This window comes from Krasilnikoviella flava (assembly GCF_900167525.1).
GTDB classification, from domain to species: Bacteria; Actinomycetota; Actinomycetes; order Actinomycetales; family Cellulomonadaceae; genus Isoptericola; species Isoptericola flavus.
Genome location: NZ_FUZQ01000005.1, coordinates 174893 through 194950, shown reverse-complemented (window position 1 = coordinate 194950; position 20058 = coordinate 174893). Strand labels below are relative to the sequence as shown.

Genomic DNA, 20058 nt, shown 5'->3' with positions numbered 1-20058 from the left:
TGAGGGCGCCGCATGACGGCGGTGGTGCGGGAGCGCACGACGGGGCGGTCGGCCGAGGAGGCGACGTTCGTGCTGGTGGGTGGCGTGCCGGGGGCGGGCAAGAGTACGGCGCTCGCGTGGGTGGCGGCGCTGCTGCCCCGGGCCCGGGTGCTGGACAGCGAGGCGGCGCGTCGTGACCTGCGGGGGCGCGTGCCTCGCGGGGTGCCGTACGCCGTGTACCGGCCCGTGGTGCACGCGCGGCACCTGGCGGGTGTGGCGCGGGCGGTGCTGGCGGGGCCGCCGGACGGCGCACACGGGGACGGTGCGGGAGTCCTGGTGGTGCACGACCCGGCGACGTCGCGCGCGCGCCGGTGGTGGTGGGCGTTCCTGGCGCGGCGGGCGGGATGGCGGCCGGTGCTCGTGATGGTGGACGCCGAGCGCGCGGAGGCGCTGTCCGGGCAGGAGGCGCGCGGCCGGCTGGTGCGGGCGCGTGCGTTCGCGCGCCACTGGCGGCGGTGGGCGGCGCAGCGCGCGGGGCTGGTGGCGGCCTCGGGCGGGTCGGCCGGCGGGTGGTCCCAGGTGCTCGTGGTGGGCCGGCAGGAGGCGGTGGGAGCCCTGCTGGGGGTGGTGGTCGAGGCGGCGCCGGTCCCGGTGCGCGACGCCCGCTAGGGTCCCGTCCATGACGTCGAGGCTGTCGGGTGCCGCCCTGGAGCGGATGGTCGAGCATGTCCGTGCGGTGGGCGACGGGGTGGTGTCGACCCTGGGCCCGGACGGCGGACCGCAGTCGGCGTACCTGACGCTGGCGGTGACGGCCACGGGCGAGCTGGTCTTCGACGCCCGGGCGGGCTCGCGCAAGGTCGCGAACCTGCGGCGCGACCCTCGGGTGGCCGTGGTGGTCGGTGGCCCGGGCGGGACGACGCTGCAGGCCGAGGGGCTGGCGGACGAGCCGACCGGGGCCGACCGGGAGCGGTGCGCGGAGGCGTACGGGGCGGCGTTCCCGCGGTTCGCCGCGTCGCTGACGGACCCGGGGATCGTGGTGGTGCGTGTGGCGGTGCACTGGGCGCGCTGGGGCGACTTCCGGATCTCTCCCCCGGTCGTCGAGGACCTCGTGGTCGGTGAGCGTGCCTGAAGCGGCCCGCGTGGCGCGGCTGCGCGACGTGGAGGGGGTCCGCGTGCTGCCGCCCGGGGAGCCTCCGGTGTCGACGGGGATGCCGATGCGCCGCGGCGCCAGCGAGGCCGCCGACCGGCGCCTGGGCGAGGCCGCGTGGCCCGCCGTCCGCCGGGCGCTGCGCCTGCCGGCCGGCGACGCCGTGTGAGAGGACACGGCGACGCCGCCGGGCCGGTGCTCAGCGCCAGCCGAGGGCGGGCGCCACGTGCCGCACGACGTTCTCGATGACGTGCGCGTTGTACTCGACGCCGAGCTGGTTGGGCACGGTGAGCAGCAGGGTGTCCGCGGCGGCGACGGCCTCGTCGCCCGCGAGGTCCGTCACGACGTCGTCGACCTCCCCGGCGTACGTCTTGCCGAACCGGGCGCGCACGCCCTCGAGGACCCCGACCTGGTCGGTGCTGAGGGCCTCCATGCCGAAGTAGGCGCGGTCGCGGTCGTCGGTGATCGGGAAGATGCTGCGCGACACGGAGACGCGGGGCTCCCCGTCGTGGCCCGCGACGGCCCAGGCGTCGCGAAAGCGCTGGATCTGTTCGGCCTGGAGCTGGTGGAACGGCACCCCGGTGTCCTCGGTGAGCAGGGTGGAGCTCATGAGGTTCATCCCCTGGGCCGCCGTCCACTCGGCGGTGGCCCGCGAGCCGGCGCCCCACCAGATGCGCTGCCGCAGCCCGTCGGAGTGCGGCTCGACGCGTAGCAGCCCGGGCGGGTTGGGGAACATGGGCCGCGGGTTCGGCTCGGCGAAACCCTCGCCGTCGAGCAGCTCGAGGAACCGGGCCGTGTGGCGACGGGCCATGTCGGCGTCGGACTCCCCCGGGCGTGGCTCGTGCCCGAAGTGGCGGAACCCGTCGATCACCTGCTCGGGCGACCCGCGGCTGATGCCGAGCTGCAGCCGCCCGCCGGCGATCAGGTCGGCGGCGCCGGCGTCCTCCGCCATGGACAGCGGGTTCTCGTAGCGCATGTCGATGACGGCGGTGCCGATCTCGATGCTGCTCGTCCGCGCGCCGACAGCGGCGAGCAGCGGGAACGGGGACGCGAGCTGGCGGGCGAAGTGGTGCACCCGGAAGTACGCGCCGTCCGCGCCGAGCTCCTCCGCCGCGACGGCGAGGTCGATCGACTGCAGCAGCGCGTCGGCCGCCGAGCGGGTCGCGGACTGCGGGTGCGGCGTCCAGTGGCCGAAGGAGAGGAACCCGAGGTGCTTCACGTCCTCAGTCAAGCCCACGGGCGACGTCCGCGCCCGACGGCCGGCGCGGCGGGTCGCCGGGACGGCCGATGTCGGTCCAGGTCGGTCCAGGTCGGTGCACGTCAGTCCAGAGGTCGCACCGGTGGTCGGCCGCGAACGGGGTCGGGCGGATCCCCTGGGTCGAGAGCCCGACGACGGTCTGCCCGGGCCCGAACCGGGCCCAGTGCGGCCGGCCGGGTCCGTTGACGTCGCCGGTGCGCGCGAACGCCGCCCAGTAGTCGATCATCGTCGCGGACAGCCTTCGCTGCGCGGGGCCGAGCGGCGGGTACTGGTCGTCCCCGACGAGGGTCCACAGGTACGGCAGCTCGAGGCCGTGATAGGCCCCCCGGGGGAACCCGTCGTCGGGGTCGGGGCCCGCGTCCTCGGCGAACTCGTACACGTGGACGGGCTGATGGGGCGCGGCGGCCCGGGCGGTGCGCAGCACCGGGCACGCCCCGATCTGTGCGCCCCGGTCGCCCAGGACGGCCGCGAGCGCCAGCGTCGGGCTGTCGTGGTCGGTGAGGGGGTAGGCGTCCAGGACGGCCGGGGTGTCGGCGCCGAAGGTCTCCGCGAGGAGGGAGCGGTAGCCCTCGGCGGTGAGGGCGGGCTGCGCGCGGTGGACGAATCCGCGCATCTCGTCGCGCGTGGCGCCGATGAGGAGCGGGACCCGTGCGGCGGCGCCACGGCGGATGGCGTCGATGGGCTGCTGCGGGAGGAACGGCGTCCCCGCGACGGGGTTCCACGGGCGGTCGCCGGAGTGTTCGGTGAGCCCGTAGCCGACGCCGTCGAGGGTGCCGACGAGGGAGGGCAGGTCGCTGCGGCGCAGGCAGGCAGCGACGTCGTCGGCGTCGGTGCAGCCGAGGTGCTCGACGGCACGGTCGCCGAACGCCTGCGCCCGGGCGCGGTCCGGGACGGGGTTCGCGCAGGCGCCGCTCTGCACGATCGCGCGGTCGAAGAGCGTCCGGGACGTCGGGGCGGCGAGCTGCGCGCAGACGGACCGTGCGCCGCCCGACTGCCCGGCGAGGGTGATGCTGCCAGGGTCGCCGCCGAAGGCGGCGGCGTTGCGCTGCACCCACCGCAGCGCGGCGGCCTGGTCCATGAGGCCGTAGTTACCACGGTGGGGGCCCAGCTCCGACGTCGACAGGAACCCGAGCGCACCGAGCCGGTAGTTCACGGTCACGACGACCAGCCCTCCCTCGGTCGCGAGCCGCGCCCCGTCGAAGCGCACGGCGCCGCCGGAGTCCAGGCCCCCGCCGTGCAGCCACACGAGCACGGGCAGGCGGTCGCCCCGACGGGCGTGGGCGGGAGCGGTGACGTCGAGCACCAGGCAGTCCTCCTGCCCTCGGAGGTCGTTCGACCGTCCCTGGGGACACAGCGGGCTCGGGGCGGTCGCGTCCCGCGTGCCGGCCCAGTCCCGTGGGGGTGCCGGCGGACGCCATCGGCGCTCGCCGACGGGCGGTGCCGCGTAGGGCACGCCCGAGTAGGCGACGTGGTCCCCGTCGGCGTGCCCGCGCAGCCACCCGGAGTCGACCCGCACGACGGTGGTCCCCGGAGGTCGCGCCGGCGCCGGCTCGGGCGCGTGGCGGGCTGTCGCCCCGGGCGCCCAGGACAGGAGCAGGGCGAGGGCGGCGACGAGGGCGGCGACGGTCCGTCGCCGGAGCGGTCGGGTGCTGGTGTCGTTCATGGGATCGCTCATGTCGTTCCTCGGTGGCGTGTCGTTTCCTCGGTCGGCGAGCGACGGACGAGCGCGCACGTGCTCGGCGGGACGTCGCGCGTGCCTGCTCGGCCCCGCGCGGCGTGGCCCGTCAGCGCGCCCGCCGGTGGACGGTGACCAGCACGCCGTCCCCGTAGGTCGTGGCGTCGACGAGGCGCCACGCGGTCTTGTCCGGGGTCGGCGGCCACAGGGTGCGGCCGTGCCCGAGGACGACCGGGAAGGTCATGAGGTGGATCTCGTCGACGAGGTCGTGTGCCAGCAGCCCCTGCACGAGGCGGATGCTGCCGGGCACGGAGATCTCACCGTCGACGTCCCGCCGGAGCCGGGTGACGGCGTCGACGAGGTCACCCGCCAGGACGGTCGTCCCGGACCACCGCGGGTCGCCGAGGGTGCTCGAGACGACGTACTTCGGCATGCCGTTGTACTTGTCGGCGAGCTCGCCCTCGTATTGCGGCCAGGCCTCGGCGAACCCCTCGTAGGTGCGGCGGCCCAGCAGGAGGGCGGCGGCCCCCAGCGCCTCGGTCTCCTTGAAGCGTTCGCCCTCGGGGCCGCGGTCGACCTCGAAGCTCCAGTCCGGGTAGCGGAAGTCCTCACCGCCCGGCGCCTCGACGACGCCGTCCAGCGAGATGAACTCGGTGACCACGATCGTTCCCATGTCAGCTCTCCTCGGGTCGGGCCTGGTCGTGTCGGTGGGAGGCGAAGGCGCGCAGCTCGGCGGCGAGCACCTCGGGCGTGGTCGTGTGGTCCTCGCCCGGCACGGGGCGCAGGGTCGCGGTGGGCAGGTGTGCGCTGATCGCGCGGGCCGCGGAGGAGAGGAACGGCCAGGTGCCGGTGCCGTGCATGACCAGCACGGGGACGTCGACCCGGTCCCAGAGGCCCGGGCGCAGCGGCCGGCCCGACATCGCGTCGCCGACGTGGCGGCCGTCGTAGGCGATGGTGGGCGCCACCGCCTCGAGCGCGGACCACGTCGCGGCGTCCTGCCGCAGCCCGGCGACCGCCTCCTGCGGCAGGCCCACGGCCGCGGTCAGGAACAGCGCGACGGCGTCCCCGGGCCGCCCGGAGGTGACGGCGTCGTCCAGCCGCTCGACGTAGTCCACGGGCAGCGGGGGCCGCCCGTCGTCGACCACGGCGTTGGGCTCGAACAGGGCGAGGCGCGCCACCGGGACGCCCGCCTGGGCGGCGTTGAGCGCGAGGTTGCCGCCGGAGGACCAGGCGAACACCGTGGTCGCCGGGCTGCCGCCGGCGGCCTGGTCGATGACGGCCGCGAGGTCGTCGAGCTCCCGCTCGACGGCGAAGGGCGGGGTGTCCCCGCTCTGCCCGCGCCCGCGGCGGTCGTAGTTGATCACGAGGAACTCGTCGGCCAGCAGCTCGGCCGTCGCGGCGTTCTCGGGGGTGGTGGCGCGATGGGCGGTCGCGCCGTCGACGATGACGATCGGGTCGCCGGAGCCCCACGTCGTGCAGGCGATCGTGGTGCCGTCGGCGGACCTGACGGTGCTGGTGGTCATGCTGGTGGACACGGCGCTGCCTCCCTGGTCGGTCGCTCGCGGCGGGAACCGCGACGCGTCCACGCTAGGAAGACGAGGGGTGTTCCGGCTTGTACAGGAGCGACATGGCGTCGGGCATGCTGCCGGTGCCCGACGCCGCCGCGCGGGACGGCAGGAGCTGCGTCGCGGTGCGCCCGATGAAGCGGCGCAGGGCTCGGGCGAGGTGCGGCTGGTCGAAGTATCCGAGCCCGTGCACGACGTCGAGCGGCGCGGCACCCTCCCGGAGCAGCACAGCGGCCGTGCGGGCCCGGTCGATCTGCCGGATCGCACCCTGCGTGAGCCCGGTCGCCGTGGCGACGCGGCGCTGGACCGACCGCGACCCCACCCGGGCGGCCCCGCCCCACACCACCTCGTCGACGAGCGGGTCCCGCACGAGCACGCCGGCCCGGACCAACCGGTCGACGAGCAGCTCGGCGTCCTCGACCCGCGGGATCGGCCACTCCTCGCCCCGCAGGAGGAAGCGGCGGGCCGTGACGCACGGGCTCTCCAGCTCGCTGTCGACCAGGGCGGACGCCGGCAGGTGCGGCATCGTCGTGCCGTGCGCGAAGGTGATGCCGAACGAGTCCGACTCGCCCGCGATCCGCGCCGTCGTCGCCGCCGTCTCGGGTCCGCGGACCGCGGCGTGCGTCGTGCGGCCGTCCCGCCAGAAGACCAGCTCCCACTGCGACGTCGCGACCGACGTCATGGTCTCGGCGCCCGACGCGCGGCCGCGCCAGACCCGCGAGACGTAGCGCGAGTCCGATGGGCGGTGAACGCTCTCGACCGGCATGCTGCTCCTTCGGCGAGCTCGACCCCAATGTAGCCACGCGCGGGATCGCGTGCCTCCCGCGGCGCCGGACCCCGGTGCGGGACGTCTGTGCTCGTCGAGCCCTCGGTCCGCGCGCGGGCCGGAGGCGCTCCGGGGCGGCCACCTGCAAGAATGGTCCGGTGAACGCCACCGTCGGGTATGCCCCGGCCATTCAAGGCCCGCACCACGGGCCGCAGGACCTCCGGTGCAGGCTCGCGCCCTGCGAGGCACGCGCGGGGGGCCAGGCATGACGGCCTCCCGGGACGATCTCCGCCCGCTCCCGGCCCTCGCCCACGACGTCGCCGGTGACGCCGGCGCACCTGCCGTCCTGCTGCTGCACGCCGGGGTGGCCGACCACCGCATGTGGGACGCCGTCGCGCCCGCGCTGGCGCACGCGTTCCGCGTGATCCGCCCGGACCTGCGCGGCTACGGCGACTCCCCGCTGCTCGTGGACGGCACGGAGTACACCAACGCGGGCGACCTCGCCGACCTGCTGGACGAGCTGGGCGTGGCCGACGCCGTCGTCGTCGGCGCGTCGTTCGGGGGCAAGGTCGCGCTCGAGCTGGCCACCGCCCACCCGGGGCGCGTGCGCGAGCTCGTGCTGCTGTGCCCCGCCGCGCCCGGCGTGCCCGACACGGCGGCGTCCGACGCGTTCGACGAGGAGGAAGCACGTCTGCTGGGGGCCGGCGACGTCGAGGGGGCCGTGCGGCTCAACGTGACGACCTGGCTCGGCCCGGACGCGGACGACGCCGCACGCCAGGCGCTCACCGTCATGCAGCGGCGGGCGTTCGAGGTGCAGCTCGCGGCCGACGCGGCCGCGAGCGCCGCGGGGCTGCCGGAGCCGGGCCCCCGGCCGGTCGAGATCGACCTGGGGGCGGTGCACGTGCCGACGGTCGTCGTCGAGGGGGCGCACGACATGGACCAGCTGCGCGCGTGCGCCCGGCACGTGGCCGCGTCGGTGCCGGGGGCGGAGCTGTCGGTGCTGGACTGGGCGGGGCACCTCCCGGTGCTGGAGCGGCCGGACGCGATGCGGGCGCTGCTGCTGGACGTGCTGCGCGACGACCCGACGGTGCACGCCCCCTGACGGTCCAGGTGGCACGGCCGCGCAGCACGGGCAGGCGGCGCGGGTCAGGCGGCGAGCCACTGGTCGCAGACGATCTTGGTCACGAGCGCGACGACGACGAGCAGCAGGACGGCGCGGACGAAGCCGGCGCCGCGGGCGAGGGCGGTGCGGGCGCCGACGATGCCGCCGGCGACGTTGGCGACCGCCATGCCCGCCCCGAGCAGCCACAGGACGTGCCCGAGCGCGCCGAACAGGGCGAGGGCGCCGAGGTCGCTGCCGATGCTGACGACCTTGGCCATGGCGGACCCGCGCAGGAAGTCGGTGCCGAGGGCGGAGACGAACAGGGCCACGAGCAGGACGCCGGTGCCGGAGCCCACGACGCCGCTGTAGAAGCCGACGACGGACGCCCCGGCGGCGAGGACGAGGGCGGGCCGCCTGGCGGGGACGCCGTCGGCCGCGGGCGGGGCGGGCGGCACGCACCCCGTGCCCGGCGGGCCCTCCGCCGCAGCGGTGCCGGCGGACGCGCGCCCCGGCCGGGCGACGACGGCCCACACACCGACGCCCACGAGGGTGGCGGCCACGACGAGGGTGATGACGTCCCGCGGTAGGTGGGACGCCGTGACGGCGCCCACCAGGGCTGTGGGCAGGCCGAGGGCGGCGGCCGCGAGCGCCCTCCGGCGGTCGAGGCCGACGCGGCTGACGTAGGTGACGGCGGCGCCAGAGGTGCCGGTGATCGCGACGAGCTTGTTGGTGCCGAGCACGGTGGCCACCGGCGCGCCCGGCAGGACCAGCATGAGGGCGGGCACCTGGACCAGTCCCCCGCCTCCGACGACGGCGTCGAGCCACCCGGCGGCGAACGCGACGGCGACCAGCAGGCAGACGGCGGCGGGGTCGACGTGCAGGCCCATGGCTGCTCCTCGGGTGCGGGGCGGCGCGGGCTCGGTCGTGCAGGGTGTGCAGGAATGTGCCCAGGAGTGCAGGGCCGTGCCGACCGGTGGTGCCCGGGCGACCGTGGGGCCGCCGCCGCCGTACAGGACAGGCAGAGGGGCGGGACGGGCGCGACGACACCGCGCGGGTCAACATTCGACGAGGACGCAAACTCGGGTGCCGGGTGCTGGGGACGACTAGCGTGGGTCGTCGGACACCAGGGTGGTGGCGCGTGCTCACGATCGACCTGTCGGCGGAGGACCTGACGCGGTTGCGTGCGCCCGGCCGTCCGGACCCCATGTGGGACACGGTGCTGAGCCTGCATCTGCTGCAGAACCGGCAGGCGGCGCTCGCGTTCGACCCGTGGCGGCGCCAGGTGCGGGCACGGTTCGTCGAGGCGGGCCTGACGACGACCGTGGCGGCGTTGGCGGGGCTGGCCCCGTTCGCGTCGTACTTCCCGGACTTCCTCACCCCGACGCCGGAGGCCGGGTCGGGCGTCGGGGGCGGTTCTGACGGGGACGCGGGGATCGAGGCGGCGGCCGACCGGGTGGCGAGCACTCCCCGGCGGCGGCTGGCGCGCGAGCTGGCCATGACGTTCCCGTCGGGCGCGCCGCCGTGGGTGCGGCGCATCGCGAGCGGCGAGGCGGAGGCGATGCGGTGGCTGGCGGGCGCGTTACGCCGCTATCACGACGTCGCGGTGGCGCCGTACGTGCCGGTGACCCGGGCGGCGCTCGCGGCCGATCAGGAGGCGCGGGGGGCCGCGCTGCGCCGGGGCGGGATCCAGGGGCTGATGGGCAGCTTCGACCCGTTGCTGCGGCGCGACGGCCGGGGGTGGACCGGCTGGTACCCGGTGACGCGGACGCTGGCGCTGCACGGGCGGCCGCTGACCGTGGTCCCGTCGGTGTTCTGCGTGCTGGCGCCGGTGGTGCTCGAGGACGACGCCCTGGACCCGGTGCTGGTGTACCCGGTGGACCCGGCGCTCGGCTGGGTGGCGCGCGGCGGTGACGCCGCGGACCACCAGGCGCAGGTGGCGCACCTGATCGGCCCGACGCGGGCGCGGGTGCTGGAGGTGCTGGAGGTGAGCCGCACGACGACGGAGCTGGCGCGGGTGCTGGACCTCACGCCGGCGACCGCGAGCCGGCACGCGACGGTGCTGCGGGAGGCGGGCCTGGTGTCCTCCGAGCGGCAGGGTAACCGGGTGCTGCACACCCGCACCCGGCTGGGGGACGCGCTGCTCGCGGGCCGCGTCGGCTGAGCCGTCCGAGCCGGCCGTCGCCCCCGGGGTGTGCGTTACGTGCGCGTCACATCGGCGCGCGAGGATGCCCGCGTGATCATCGTCGCCCCCGAGTCCCCGGCCGCCGCGGAGGTGCGCGCGCTGCTGGACGAGCACCTCGCCGACATGTACGCCACGTCCCCCGCGGAGTCGGTGCACGCCCTCGACCTGACGGCGCTGCTGGCGCCGACGGTGACGTTCCTGACGGCGCGCGGCGACGACGGCAGGCTGCTGGGCTGCGGCGCGCTGAGCGAGCTGCCGCCGTCGACCGGGGACGCCGCGGGCACCGTGCGGGCGGGCGAGGTGAAGTCGATGCGCACGGCCCGCCCGGCCCGCGGGCGCGGGGTGGCCGCGGCCGTGCTGGACCGCCTGGTGGGTCTGGCCCGCGAGCGCGGGTACGCGTCGGTCAGCCTGGAGACGGGCCCGCAGGAGTTCTTCGCGCCGGCTCGCCGCCTGTACGCCCGGCACGGGTTCGTGCCCTGCGGGCCGTTCGGCGACTACGCCGCCGACCCGTGCAGCGTGTTCCGCACCCTCGACCTCACGCACGCGGGTGTCGGGCCCGCCGCCTAGCCTCGCTGGATGGGTCAGACCAGCACTCCGGGAATGCTCCTCGACCGACGGTTCGCCTGGCGGGGACGTGAGGTCGCGTGGACGGCGTTCGGCTCCGGTCCGCCGCTGGTGTTCTGCCACGGCACGCCGTGGTCGTCGTGGCTGTGGGAGCCGTACGCCCGCGCCCTGGCGGCCGAGTTCACCGTGCACCTGTGGGACATGCCGGGCTACGGGGCGTCGTCGAAGGACGCCGGGCACGACGTCGACCTCGGGGTGCAGGGCGAGCTGTTCGCCGACCTGCTGGAGCACTGGCGCCCCGCCTGGTCGGGCGGTCCCGACGACGGCCCGGCGCCGCTGCCCCACGTCGTCGCGCACGACTACGGCGGCGCGGTCGCCCTGCGCGCCGCCCTGCTGCACGGCGCCCGGTACGCGTCGCTGTGCCTGGTCGACGTGGTGGCGCTGCGCCCGTGGGGCTCGCCGTACTTCGCGCTCGTGCGCGAGCACGCCGCCGTCTTCATGAGCACCCCCGCCACGGTGCACCGGGGTGCGCTCGAGGCGTACGTGCGCACCGCGGCGCACCGGCCGCTGCGCGACGAGGACCTGGCCGCGCTCGTCGCGCCCTGGACGGGCGAGGCGGGTCAGGCGGCGTTCTACCGGCAGATCGCCCAGGCCGACGAGCGGTACACCGCGCAGCTGGAGCCCCTGCTGGGCGGCCTGGACGTGCCCACCCGGGTGCTGTGGGGCGAGCAGGACACGTGGATCCCCGCGGACCGGGCGCAGCGGCTGGCCGACGCGCTCCCGGATGCCGACGTGCGGCTGCTGCCTGGCGCCGGGCACCTGGTGCAGCTCGACGCGCCGGTCGCCCTCGCCGTCGAGCTGCAGCGCTGGCTGACCGACCGGCGCTGACGACGCACCGTCGGCGAGGCGGGCTGACGGCGCTCCCCCGGGTCAGTACCAGCCCGCCCGCGCGTGCTGGAAGATGAGGTTGGTCTCGGTCAGCGCCACGTCCGGGTCCGTCGACAGGTGCTCGATCACGAAGTCGTTCAGCGCGTCGGAGTCGGCCGCGGCCACGTGGATGAAGAAGTCGTGCGCGCCGCCCAGCAGGAAGACGTTCAGCACCCCCGGCAGCTCGGCGAGCCGCTGCAGGTAGCCGCTGAGGCGGGTGCGAGCGACGCCGCGCATCTGCACCGCGATCATCGCCTGCAGCGGGTGCCCGGCGAGCGCCGGGTCGACGTCCGCGTGGAAGCCGCGGATCACGCCCCGCTCCCGCAGCTGGCGCACCCGGGTCAGGCAGGTGGACGGGGCGATGCCCGCCCGCGCGGCGAGCGCGTTGTTGGGGATGCGGGCGTCCTCCGCGAGCGCCGTGAGGAGCCGCTGGTCGACGTCGTCCAGCCGGGCGGGCGCGGGGCCGCGCCGCTCCAGGCCCCACGACGGGTCCGGTCGAACATCCTTCGGTCGTGGCTGGCGCGATGCGGGCTGAGCCGGGCCTCGTGTCGACATCCTCGCAATCTACCGAAGGATGTGCGGATTTGTGGCGCGGGACAGAATCTCGCCGCCAGACTGGGACGTGAGCGGGGTCACGCGCCCCGCGCCACGCACCCCGAACCCGCCCCCGGCCACGAGCCGCGGGCGACGGGCACGAGCCACGAAGGCGGACTCACCATGCGCATCGGCGTCCCGAAGGAAGTCAAGAACCACGAGTACCGGGTGGCGATCACCCCGGCCGGTGTGCACGAGCTGGTCTCCCGCGGGCACGAGGTCGCCGTGCAGGCCGGGGCGGGGCTCGGCTCCGCGATCACCGACGAGGAGTACCGCGCCGCCGGGGCGGACGTCGTCGCCGACGCCGACGAGGTGTGGGCCGGCGCCGAGACGGTGCTCAAGGTCAAGGAGCCCGTGGCGCAGGAGTACCACCGCCTGCGGCCCGGGCTGGTGCTGTTCACCTACCTCCACCTCGCGGCCGACAAGGCCCTCACCGAGGAGCTGCTGGCCCGCGACGTCACCGCCGTCGCGTACGAGACGGTGCAGAGCCTCGACGGGCGGCTGCCCCTGCTGGCTCCCATGTCGGAGGTCGCGGGCCGGCTCGCCCCGCAGGTGGGCGCGGCCACCCTGCTGCGCGCCGCGGGCGGGCGCGGCGTCCTGCTCGCCGGGGTGCCCGGGGTGCCCGCGGGGCACGTGGTGATCATCGGCGCCGGGGTCTCGGGGATGAACGCCGCGCGCATCGCCGTCGGGCTCGGCGCCCGCGTCACCCTCCTGGACACGAGCGCGGACGTCCTGAAGGCCGCGGACCGCGAGCTCGGCGGCAGGGTGCAGACCCTCGCGTCGAACCGGCTCACGCTCACTGAGGCCGTGCTGGAGGCCGATCTCGTGATCGGCGCCGTCCTGGTCCCCGGCGCCAAGGCCCCGGTGCTGGTGCCGAACGACGTCGTGGCCCGCATGCGGCCCGGCGCCGTCCTCGTGGACATCGCGATCGACCAGGGCGGCTGCTTCGAGGGCTCGCGCCCCACCACGCACGCCGACCCCACCTTCCGCGTGCACGACACGGTCTTCTACTGCGTGGCGAACATGCCCGGCGCGGTGCCCCGCACGTCGACCTACGCGCTGACGAACGTGACGCTGCCCTATGTCGTGGCGCTCGCGGACCACGGCTGGCGCGAGGCGCTGCGCCGCGACCCGGTGCTGGCGCACGGCCTCAACGTGCACGGGGGTCGCGTCACCAACGCCAGGGTCGCCGAGGCGCACTCCCTCGAGCACGTGGACGTCACCGCCGTCGTCTGAGACCGGGCGGCGCGTCGGGTCACGCGGGCCGGCGGCGAGGCGGCAGCGGGACCCGGTCGAGGTCGGCCGCCACGGTGAGGCCGCCGTCGAACACCTCGCGCGCCTCGCGCTCGAAGGCGTCCGGCAGCTCGTCGGGCACCCGGTAGCGCTGGGAGAAGTGCGTGAGCACGAGATGGCGCACGCCCGCGCGGGCGGCGACGATCGCAGCCTGCCGACAGGTCAGGTGCGCCCACCGGGCGGCGAGGTCGGCGTCCCGGTGCAGGAACGTCGACTCCACGACCAGCAGGTCCACGCCGTCGGCGAGCTCGAGCACGGCGTCGCACAGCCGGGTGTCCATGACGAACGCGGCGGACTGCCCGGGCCGTGGCACCGACACCGCGTCGCGGTGCACGGTGCGGCCGTCGTCGAGCACCAGGATTCCGTCGCGCAGCAGCCGCCCCACCGCGGGGCCGTTCGGGACCCCGGCGGCTGCGAGCGCCACCGGGTCCAGGGAGACGCCGTCCGGCTCCTGGAGGCGGTACCCGACGGTGTCGACGCGATGGTCGAGCGGGCGGGCCGACAGGACGGGGGCGCCGGGGGCTGAGCCGCGCTCGCCATCCACCCGTGGCAGGGTCACCACCCGTTCGGCGCGCGCGGACGCGTCGGGGAACGCGACGGGCTGCAGGGCGACCCGCTCGTGGTGGTCGTAGGCGCTCGCGTCGAGCAGGTGGCGCACCTGCTCCTGGCCCGACGCGGGGAACGAGATCGGCACGGTGTGGCGCACCTGGTCTCCCGAGAGCCGCTGGGCGACGCCGGCCAGTCCGAGGGAGTGGTCGCCGTGCAGGTGGGTGATCGCGATGCGGGTGAGGTCGGTGGCGGAGACGCCCGCGAACGCCATCTGCCGCTGCGTGCCCTCTCCCGGGTCGAACAGGATCGCGGCGTCGTCGAAGAACAGGACGTACCCGTTGTGGTTGCGCGTGCGGGTGGGCACCATGCTGGCCGTGCCGAGCACGACGAGCTCACGTCGGGTCACGCGGCCCGCTCAGCGCGCCAGGGCGCGCCCCACGACGCGCACCAGACCGGTGGTGACGTGCTGCACGGGGCGCCACAGGTCCCGGTCGAAGACGGCGGTGCGGGCGGCCGGCCCGCGGCGCAGCCGTCCGGCGAGGCGGTGGGCCTGCGGAACGGGCGCGGCGGGTGCCGGCTTCAGCGCGGGCTTCAGCGACGGCAGGCCCGCGAGCACGGACGGGCGGTACCGGGCACCGGGGTCCCAGCGCAGGTCGGGCCGCTCGCGCGCGTCGTCGCGGACGCGGTGTGGCATCCGCTGGGGGGTCCGGTCGGGCATGCCGTCATCGTGGCCCGGCGCACCCCGGCCCGCAAGGTCACGCGCCGGGGAAGCCCTGCGGGTTGGCCGACTGCCAGCGCCAGGTGTCGGCGCACATGTCGTCGATCGTCTTCTCCGCGCGCCACCCGAGCTCGGTCTGCGCCCGCGTCGGGTCCGCCCAGAACGCGGCGAGGTCACCGGCGCGCCGCGGCCCGACCTCGTACGGCAGCTCCCGCCCGACGGCGCGCTCGAACGCGTGCAGCATCTGCAGCACGGAGGTGCCGGTCCCGGTGCCGAGGTTGAACGCGCGCACCGGCTCGGCCATCGCGTCCAGGTGCTGCAGCGCGGCCACGTGCCCGGCCGCGAGGTCCTCGACGTGCAGGTAGTCGCGCTCGCACGTGCCGTCGGCGGTCGGGTAGTCGTCGCCGAACACGACCAGCTTGTCGCGCTTGCCCACGGCGACCTGCGCCAGGAACGGCATGAGGTTGTTCGGGATGCCCTGCGGGTCCTCCCCGATCTGCCCCGACGGGTGCGCGCCCACGGGGTTGAAGTAGCGCAGCAGCGCCACCTTGAGCCCGTCGGTCGCCGCCGCGGCGTCCGCCATGATGCGCTCGATCATCACCTTCGTCTGCCCGTACGGCGACGAGGAGGACAGGAAGTCGTAGTCCTCGCGGTAGGGCACCGGCGCCTTCTCGCCGTACACGGTGGCCGAGGAGGAGAACACCAGCCGCGGCACGTCGTGGCGGCGCATCGCCTCCAGCAGGGACAGCGTGGAGTCGAGGTTGTTGCGGTAGTACGCCAGCGGCTTGGCCACCGACTCGCCGACGGCCTTGAGGCCGGCGAAGTGCACCACGGCGTCGAACCGCTCGTGCGCGAAGAGGCGCTCGGTCTTCTCCGCGTCGGTGAGGTCGATCGCGTGCACCGGCACATGCGTGCCGGACAGGGACTCCACGCGACCCATCACCGTGGGCTTGCTGTTGGAGAAGTCGTCCACCACGACGACGTCGTGCCCGGAGGCGACGAGGGACAGAACCGTGTGGGAGCCGATGTACCCGGCGCCGCCGGAGACGAGAACGCGCATGGGCCCAGCCTAGGACGTCGGGGCGCCGTCCTCGGACGGCGCCCGCACCCCGGGCCGGGCCCCTGCGCGTGGTGGTGGCGTGCGGCGCGGTCAGCTGCCGCCGAGGAGCTCGGTGAAGCTCGGCGTCGCGGCGAACGGGTCGACCGGGCCCTCGTTCTCCCGGTGCGACATCCGGGCGGCGAGCTCGCGCCCTGCCCGGGAGATGCGCTTCGGCAGACCGCCGACGTCCGGCCCCCCTGAGCCTGTCGAAGGGTCGGCGCTCGCGGCCCAGTCGTCCGTGGCGGCGAACACGCTGGTCGGCACGACGTCGGCCCGCAGGTAGGTGAACAGCGGGCGCACCGCGTACTCGAGCGCCAGCGAGTGGCGTGCGGTGCCGCCGGTGGCGCCCAGCAGCACGGGCATGCCGGTGAGCGAGTCGGGATCCACGACGTCCCAGAAGGACTTGAACAGCCCCGAGTAGCTGGTGGTGAACACGGGCGAGACGGCGATGAGGCCGTCCGCGCCCGTCACCGTCTCCAGCGCGCGGGCCAGGTCGCCGGTCGGGAACCGGGTGAGCATCGCGTCGACGACGGCGTGGGCGAGGTCGCGCAGCTCGATCGTTTCCACGCGCACCGTGTACCCGGCGTCCTCGAGCTCGCGCACGGTGGCGTCCGCGAGCCGGTCGGCGAGCAGCCGCGTCGAGGACGGCTGCGACAGCCCCGCCGAGACGACGGCGAGGGTGCGCTCGCCGCCGGCCCCTGCGGGGGTGAACGGGGTGGTCATGCGCGTGCCTCCTGCTGGGTGGTGCGTGCGGTGCTCGTGGCGGAGGGCTGGGTGCCCTCGGCAACGGTACCGGTGTACGGGTCGGCAGTGTCGCCGACATGGGTGGCGCCGGCCTCCCCCGCGGCGCGGGCCGCGGTGACGCGCTCGGCGTGCGTGGGCGGGTTCAGCGGGACGTCGTCGGCGGGGCGCTTGGCCTCGACGATCTTGCGCAGCTCGGGCACGACCTCCTCGCCGAGCAGGTCGATCTGCTCGAGCACCGTCTTCAGGGGCAGGCCCGCGTGGTCCACGAGGAAGAGCTGGCGCTGGTAGTAGCCGACCTCGTCGACGAACGACGCGTACCGGTCGATGACCTGCTGCGGCGACCCGACGGTCAGCGGCGTCTCGCGGGTGAAGTCCTCCATCGACGGGCCGTGCCCGTACACGGGCGCCTCGTCGAAGTAGGGGCGGAACTCGTTCCACGCGTCCTGCGACCGCTTGCGCATGAACACCTGGCCGCCGAGCCCGACGATCGCCTGGTCGGCGCGGCCGTGGCCGTAGTGCTCGAAGCGCTGGCGGTAGAACCGCACCATCTGCCGGGTGTGGTGCATGGGCCAGAAGATGTTGTTGTGCAGGAACCCGTCGCCGTAGAAGGCCGCCTGCTCGGCGATCTCCGGGCTGCGGATCGAGCCGTGCCACACGAACGGCGGCACGCCGTCCAGCGGACGCGGGGTCGAGGTGAAGCCCTGCAGCGCGGTGCGGAACTTGCCCTCCCAGTCCACGACGTCCTCGGTCCACAGGCGGCGCAGCAGGGCGTAGTTCTCGACCGCCAGCGGGATGCCCTGGCGGATGTCCTGACCGAACCACGGGTAGACGGGGCCGGTGTTGCCGCGGCCCATCATGAGGTCCATGCGGCCGTCGGAGACCACCTGGAGCATCGCGTACTCCTCGGCCAGGCGCACCGGGTCGTTCGTGGTGATCAGCGTGGTCGCCGTCGACAGGGTGATGTGCTTCGTGACGCCGGCGAGGTAGCCGAGCATCGTGGTGGGCGAGGACGCGACGAACGGCGGGTTGTGGTGCTCGCCCGTGGCGAAGACGTCCAGGCCGGCCTCGTCCGCGTGCCGGGCGATGGTGAGCATGTCGCGCACCCGCTCGGTGTCGTCCGGGGTGTGGCCCGTCGTGGGGTCGGTGGTGACGTCGCTGACGGAGAAGATTCCGAACTGCACGGCTGCGCTCCCTGCTCGGTGAACTCTGGCGCGTGGACCTGACACGCACCCTGGTCCATGCGTTTGCATGTACATGGCGGTGAACCGCGGTACCCGCCCCGTTGTTCCCGCCCGGGGCACCGCGCGCGTGACGTCGCGCACAAAGGGTGCCCGCAGGGCGGTCTCGAGTTGCGCACGGCGCGCCGACTGGCCAGCCTGAGGGGGCAACCGCTACGTCCACCGCCATCCTGCCCGGTCACCCGCTGACCGCCGGCACCCGGTGTGGCCGTGCTTCACGGAACCTGCACGGACCGCCGGAACATCCGCCGGTAGGGCCGCGTTGGAACCTCAGGCCCCTTCCCACCGACCTCCAGGAGGACGACATGCCCGACCGGTCCCTGCGCGGCATGAGCATCGGCAGCAAGAGCATGGAGTCCGACGAGGGCGTGGACTTCGCCCCGCGGTTCCAGGCGCACTACGACTGCCCCAACGGTCACACCATCATCCTGCCCTTCTCCACCGAGGCCGAGGTGCCGCCGGTGTGGGAGTGCCGCTGCGGCGAGGAGGCGCTCCTGCGCGACGCCGAGCGCCCCGAGGTCAAGCCCGGCAAGCCGCAGCGCACCCACTGGGACATGCTGCTCGAGCGCCGCACCGTCGCCGAGCTGGAGGAGCTCCTCGACGAGCGCCTCGAGCTGCTGCGCGCCGGCAAGCTGCGCCGCAGCGCCTGACACGGACGTACACGAAGGGCGGGCACCCCACCGGGTGCCCGCCCTTTCGTCGTCCCGCCGCCTCGTCGCCAGCCCGTCCGCGCGTCAGCCGCGCCGCGCCCGCACCGCGGACGCGACGCCGCCGACGACGAGGACGACCGCCGCGGCGCCCACGGCCCAGCCCGGCCAGTAGCCCGCCCGCACCGCCGGCGTCAGCTCCGTGCGCAGCGGCAGGTCCGCCACCAGGTGGTCCGGGGTGAACAGCTGCGTGCGCGCCACCAGGGTCCCGTCCGGCGCGACGACGCCGCTCACCCCCACGGTGGACACCTGCACCGCCGCCCGGCCCGTCGTGATCGCCTGCACCCGCGTCATCGCGAGCTGCTGCGTCGACTCCGCCGTGTACCCGAACGACGCGTTGTTCGTCGGCACGACCAGCACCTGCGCGCCCCGCTGCACCGCGTCGCGGATGATCTCGTCGTACGCCACCTCGAAGCAGATCACCGTGGCCATCGGCACCGTCGCCGGCCCCGTCCCCCGCCCGATCGCCGCGCCGTCCACCGGCAGGTCGACGACCGCCGGCTCCGTGCCGGGGATCATGTCCGTGGTCACCCGGTCCACCTGAGAGCTGAACAGCCGCACGAACCCGCGGATCGGGATGTACTCCCCGAACGGCGCCGGGTGCTGCTTCGCGTACCGCTGGGTGACGCCCTCACCCGGCTCCCACAGCAGCGCCACGTTGTAGCGCCCGCCCGAGTCCGGGAACTCCTGCGCGCCCACCAGGATCGGCGCACCCACCGTGGTCGCCGCGTCGTCGATCGCCGCGCCGACCTCCGGCGTGGTCTGCGGGTCCAGGTCCGAGCCGTTCTCCGGCCACAGCACCACGTCGACCGCGTCGCCCGGGTCGTCGCCGTACGCGCCCGCGGCCTGCTCGTCCGCGATGGCGTAGGTGCCGGCCAGGTGGTTGTTCAGCACCTCCGCCCGGTTGGCGAAGGACCCCTCCCCCGGCTCGGACACGTTGCCCTGCACCGCGCCGGCGCGCAGCACCCCCGCCTGCGCCGTCGCCGCGCCCGCGTCGACCACGGTGCCGACGTGCCCCGGGTCCTCGGCGTCGGTCACCTCGCGCGTCCCGGGGTCGTGCGCCAGCGGCAGCAGCAGCGGACCGGTCACCAACGCGCCCGCCGCCAGGACGAACGCGCCGGCGCTCGCGGCCGCCCGGGCGCGCCGTCCGGCGTCGGTGCCGGCGTCGCGCCACGGGGTGCGCACCAGGCGCCCGACGGCGAGGGCGAGCAGCACGCCCGCCGCCGCGACCAGGAACGACACGAGGGTGGTGCCGCCGAGCCAGGCGGCGCGCCCGGTGGGGGCGCCTGCCACGGTCCACGCGAGGCGGCCCCACGGGAAACCGCCGAAGGGGATCTCAGAGCGCCACTGCTCGACCGCGACGAAGACGACCGCGAACACCGCGGCCTGCGCGACCGCGTGCCGGCGCACCCACGCCCAGCGCCGCGCCCACGTCCACAGTGCGCCGAAGGCGGCGAGGAACAGCGTCTCCAGCACCGACAGTGCCACCCAGGGCACCGTGTCCGTGGCGAAGTTGGCCCACCAGATGTGCGGCAGCCAGAACGTCAGGCCGGCCACGAGGCCCACGAGGAAGTTCCAGCCCGCGGCCCGGCGGCCCTCGCGGCGCAGGGCCGTGAACAGGAGCGCCACCCCGACGAACGCGAGCGGCCACGCCCCGACGTCGGGGAACGACGCCCACAGCGCGGCACCCGCCGCCACGGCCAGCAGGAGGGTCGCGGGGCGGCTCGCCCACCGGTCGGCCGGCGCTGCCTGCCCGGCAGGCTCGGCCGTCGCGGTCCGGGAGGCGTCCGGGCCGCGGCCGGCCGGCTCGGCCGGGGCGTGCTGCGGTGCCGGGTCGGACCCGCTGTCAGAGGGCTCCTCGATCGGGGTCGAGCTCACGTGCGACACCCCCGCAGGGTACGTGACCTCAGGCCACGCCGGTTCGACGCCCGGGGCCCGTCGAGCGTGCGAC

The 20058-nt window shown here is 75.5% G+C and carries 22 protein-coding genes; 9 read left to right on the top strand and 13 right to left on the bottom strand.

What is annotated here, in order from left to right:
- Window positions 1-12: 12 nt before the first annotated feature.
- From B5Y66_RS14425 to B5Y66_RS22285, 3 genes are read left to right on the top strand one after another with little or no spacing between them, the layout of a single operon-like run.
- Complete coding sequence (locus B5Y66_RS14425) at window positions 13-648, top strand: AAA family ATPase (RefSeq protein ID WP_079575196.1); 636 nt, start codon at window positions 13-15, stop codon at window positions 646-648.
- A gap of 10 nt (window positions 649-658) precedes the next feature.
- Complete coding sequence (locus tag B5Y66_RS14420) at window positions 659-1108, top strand: pyridoxamine 5'-phosphate oxidase family protein (protein ID WP_139820900.1); 450 nt, start codon at window positions 659-661, stop codon at window positions 1106-1108.
- Window positions 1095-1295 (top strand): hypothetical protein, encoded by a 201-nt coding sequence (locus tag B5Y66_RS22285; protein ID WP_139820899.1) that lies wholly within the window; start codon window positions 1095-1097, stop codon window positions 1293-1295. Before B5Y66_RS14420 ends, B5Y66_RS22285 begins: the two co-directional genes overlap by 14 nt.
- A 30-nt stretch (window positions 1296-1325) precedes the next feature.
- On the opposite strand, the gene B5Y66_RS14415 is transcribed toward B5Y66_RS22285, so the two are convergent.
- The 5 genes from B5Y66_RS14415 to B5Y66_RS14395 form a co-directional block, all read right to left on the bottom strand.
- Entirely contained in the window at window positions 1326-2345 is a 1020-nt protein-coding gene (locus tag B5Y66_RS14415; RefSeq protein ID WP_079575195.1) for an LLM class flavin-dependent oxidoreductase, read from the bottom strand.
- A 4-nt stretch (window positions 2346-2349) separates the two neighbouring features.
- Entirely contained in the window at window positions 2350-4059 is a 1710-nt protein-coding gene (locus B5Y66_RS14410; protein ID WP_217700810.1) for a carboxylesterase/lipase family protein, read from the bottom strand.
- A gap of 109 nt (window positions 4060-4168) precedes the next feature.
- Complete coding sequence (locus tag B5Y66_RS14405) at window positions 4169-4732, bottom strand: dihydrofolate reductase family protein (RefSeq protein WP_079575193.1); 564 nt, start codon at window positions 4730-4732, stop codon at window positions 4169-4171.
- Window position 4733: 1 nt separating this feature from the next.
- Window positions 4734-5594: an alpha/beta fold hydrolase gene (locus B5Y66_RS14400; protein ID WP_245807129.1), complete on the bottom strand. Its 861-nt coding sequence runs from the start codon at window positions 5592-5594 to the stop codon at window positions 4734-4736.
- 52 nt (window positions 5595-5646) lie between these two features.
- Window positions 5647-6390, bottom strand: a complete 744-nt coding sequence (locus B5Y66_RS14395) for a helix-turn-helix transcriptional regulator (RefSeq protein WP_079575192.1) — start codon at window positions 6388-6390, stop codon at window positions 5647-5649.
- Between the two features lie 265 nt (window positions 6391-6655).
- Here B5Y66_RS14395 and B5Y66_RS14390 point away from each other — a divergent pair, with 265 nt between their 5' ends.
- Window positions 6656-7492, top strand: coding sequence for an alpha/beta fold hydrolase (locus B5Y66_RS14390; RefSeq protein WP_079575191.1), 837 nt, complete (start codon window positions 6656-6658; stop codon window positions 7490-7492).
- 44 nt (window positions 7493-7536) lie between these two features.
- Here B5Y66_RS14390 and B5Y66_RS14385 read toward each other — a convergent pair whose 3' ends face one another.
- Complete coding sequence (locus B5Y66_RS14385) at window positions 7537-8379, bottom strand: sulfite exporter TauE/SafE family protein (RefSeq protein ID WP_139820898.1); 843 nt, start codon at window positions 8377-8379, stop codon at window positions 7537-7539.
- Between the two features lie 251 nt (window positions 8380-8630).
- Between B5Y66_RS14385 and B5Y66_RS14380 the strand changes: the two genes are divergently transcribed.
- The 3 genes from B5Y66_RS14380 to B5Y66_RS14370 all read left to right on the top strand — a co-directional run bounded on the left by B5Y66_RS14380 (window position 8631) and on the right by B5Y66_RS14370 (window position 11126).
- Entirely contained in the window at window positions 8631-9653 is a 1023-nt protein-coding gene (locus tag B5Y66_RS14380) for a helix-turn-helix domain-containing protein (protein ID WP_079575190.1), read from the top strand.
- A gap of 72 nt (window positions 9654-9725) precedes the next feature.
- Window positions 9726-10241: a GNAT family N-acetyltransferase gene (locus B5Y66_RS14375; protein ID WP_079575189.1), complete on the top strand. Its 516-nt coding sequence runs from the start codon at window positions 9726-9728 to the stop codon at window positions 10239-10241.
- Window positions 10242-10250: 9 nt separating this feature from the next.
- Window positions 10251-11126: an alpha/beta fold hydrolase gene (locus B5Y66_RS14370; protein WP_245807128.1), complete on the top strand. Its 876-nt coding sequence runs from the start codon at window positions 10251-10253 to the stop codon at window positions 11124-11126.
- Window positions 11127-11168: 42 nt separating this feature from the next.
- On the opposite strand, the gene B5Y66_RS14365 is transcribed toward B5Y66_RS14370, so the two are convergent.
- Complete coding sequence (locus B5Y66_RS14365) at window positions 11169-11720, bottom strand: Lrp/AsnC family transcriptional regulator (RefSeq protein ID WP_079575187.1); 552 nt, start codon at window positions 11718-11720, stop codon at window positions 11169-11171.
- Between the two features lie 162 nt (window positions 11721-11882).
- On the opposite strand from B5Y66_RS14365, the gene ald reads away from it, so the two are divergent.
- Window positions 11883-12995: an alanine dehydrogenase gene (ald, locus tag B5Y66_RS14360; protein ID WP_079575186.1), complete on the top strand. Its 1113-nt coding sequence runs from the start codon at window positions 11883-11885 to the stop codon at window positions 12993-12995.
- Window positions 12996-13014: 19 nt separating this feature from the next.
- Here ald and B5Y66_RS14355 read toward each other — a convergent pair whose 3' ends face one another.
- The 5 genes from B5Y66_RS14355 to B5Y66_RS14335 form a co-directional block, all read right to left on the bottom strand.
- On the bottom strand, window positions 13015-14007 hold the full coding sequence (locus B5Y66_RS14355) for a ribonuclease Z (protein WP_079575185.1): 993 nt from the start codon (window positions 14005-14007) through the stop codon (window positions 13015-13017).
- 9 nt (window positions 14008-14016) lie between these two features.
- Window positions 14017-14319, bottom strand: a complete 303-nt coding sequence (locus B5Y66_RS14350) for a hypothetical protein (protein ID WP_079575184.1) — start codon at window positions 14317-14319, stop codon at window positions 14017-14019.
- Window positions 14320-14356: 37 nt separating this feature from the next.
- Window positions 14357-15379: a UDP-glucose 4-epimerase GalE gene (gene galE / locus B5Y66_RS14345; protein ID WP_079575183.1), complete on the bottom strand. Its 1023-nt coding sequence runs from the start codon at window positions 15377-15379 to the stop codon at window positions 14357-14359.
- A gap of 90 nt (window positions 15380-15469) precedes the next feature.
- The gene (locus B5Y66_RS14340; protein WP_079575182.1) at window positions 15470-16141 is read right to left on the bottom strand and encodes an FMN reductase; all 672 of its coding nucleotides are present in this window, start codon (window positions 16139-16141) and stop codon (window positions 15470-15472) included.
- Entirely contained in the window at window positions 16138-17343 is a 1206-nt protein-coding gene (locus tag B5Y66_RS14335) for an LLM class flavin-dependent oxidoreductase (RefSeq protein WP_079575181.1), read from the bottom strand. The genes B5Y66_RS14340 and B5Y66_RS14335 overlap by 4 nt, the downstream gene beginning before the upstream one ends.
- A gap of 362 nt (window positions 17344-17705) precedes the next feature.
- Here B5Y66_RS14335 and B5Y66_RS14330 point away from each other — a divergent pair, with 362 nt between their 5' ends.
- Window positions 17706-18050, top strand: coding sequence for an RNA polymerase-binding protein RbpA (locus B5Y66_RS14330; protein WP_079575180.1), 345 nt, complete (start codon window positions 17706-17708; stop codon window positions 18048-18050).
- 84 nt (window positions 18051-18134) lie between these two features.
- Here the strand turns inward: B5Y66_RS14330 and lnt are convergent, their stop codons facing one another.
- On the bottom strand, window positions 18135-19994 hold the full coding sequence (gene lnt / locus B5Y66_RS14325; protein ID WP_245807127.1) for an apolipoprotein N-acyltransferase: 1860 nt from the start codon (window positions 19992-19994) through the stop codon (window positions 18135-18137).
- Window positions 19995-20058 lie beyond the last annotated feature (64 nt).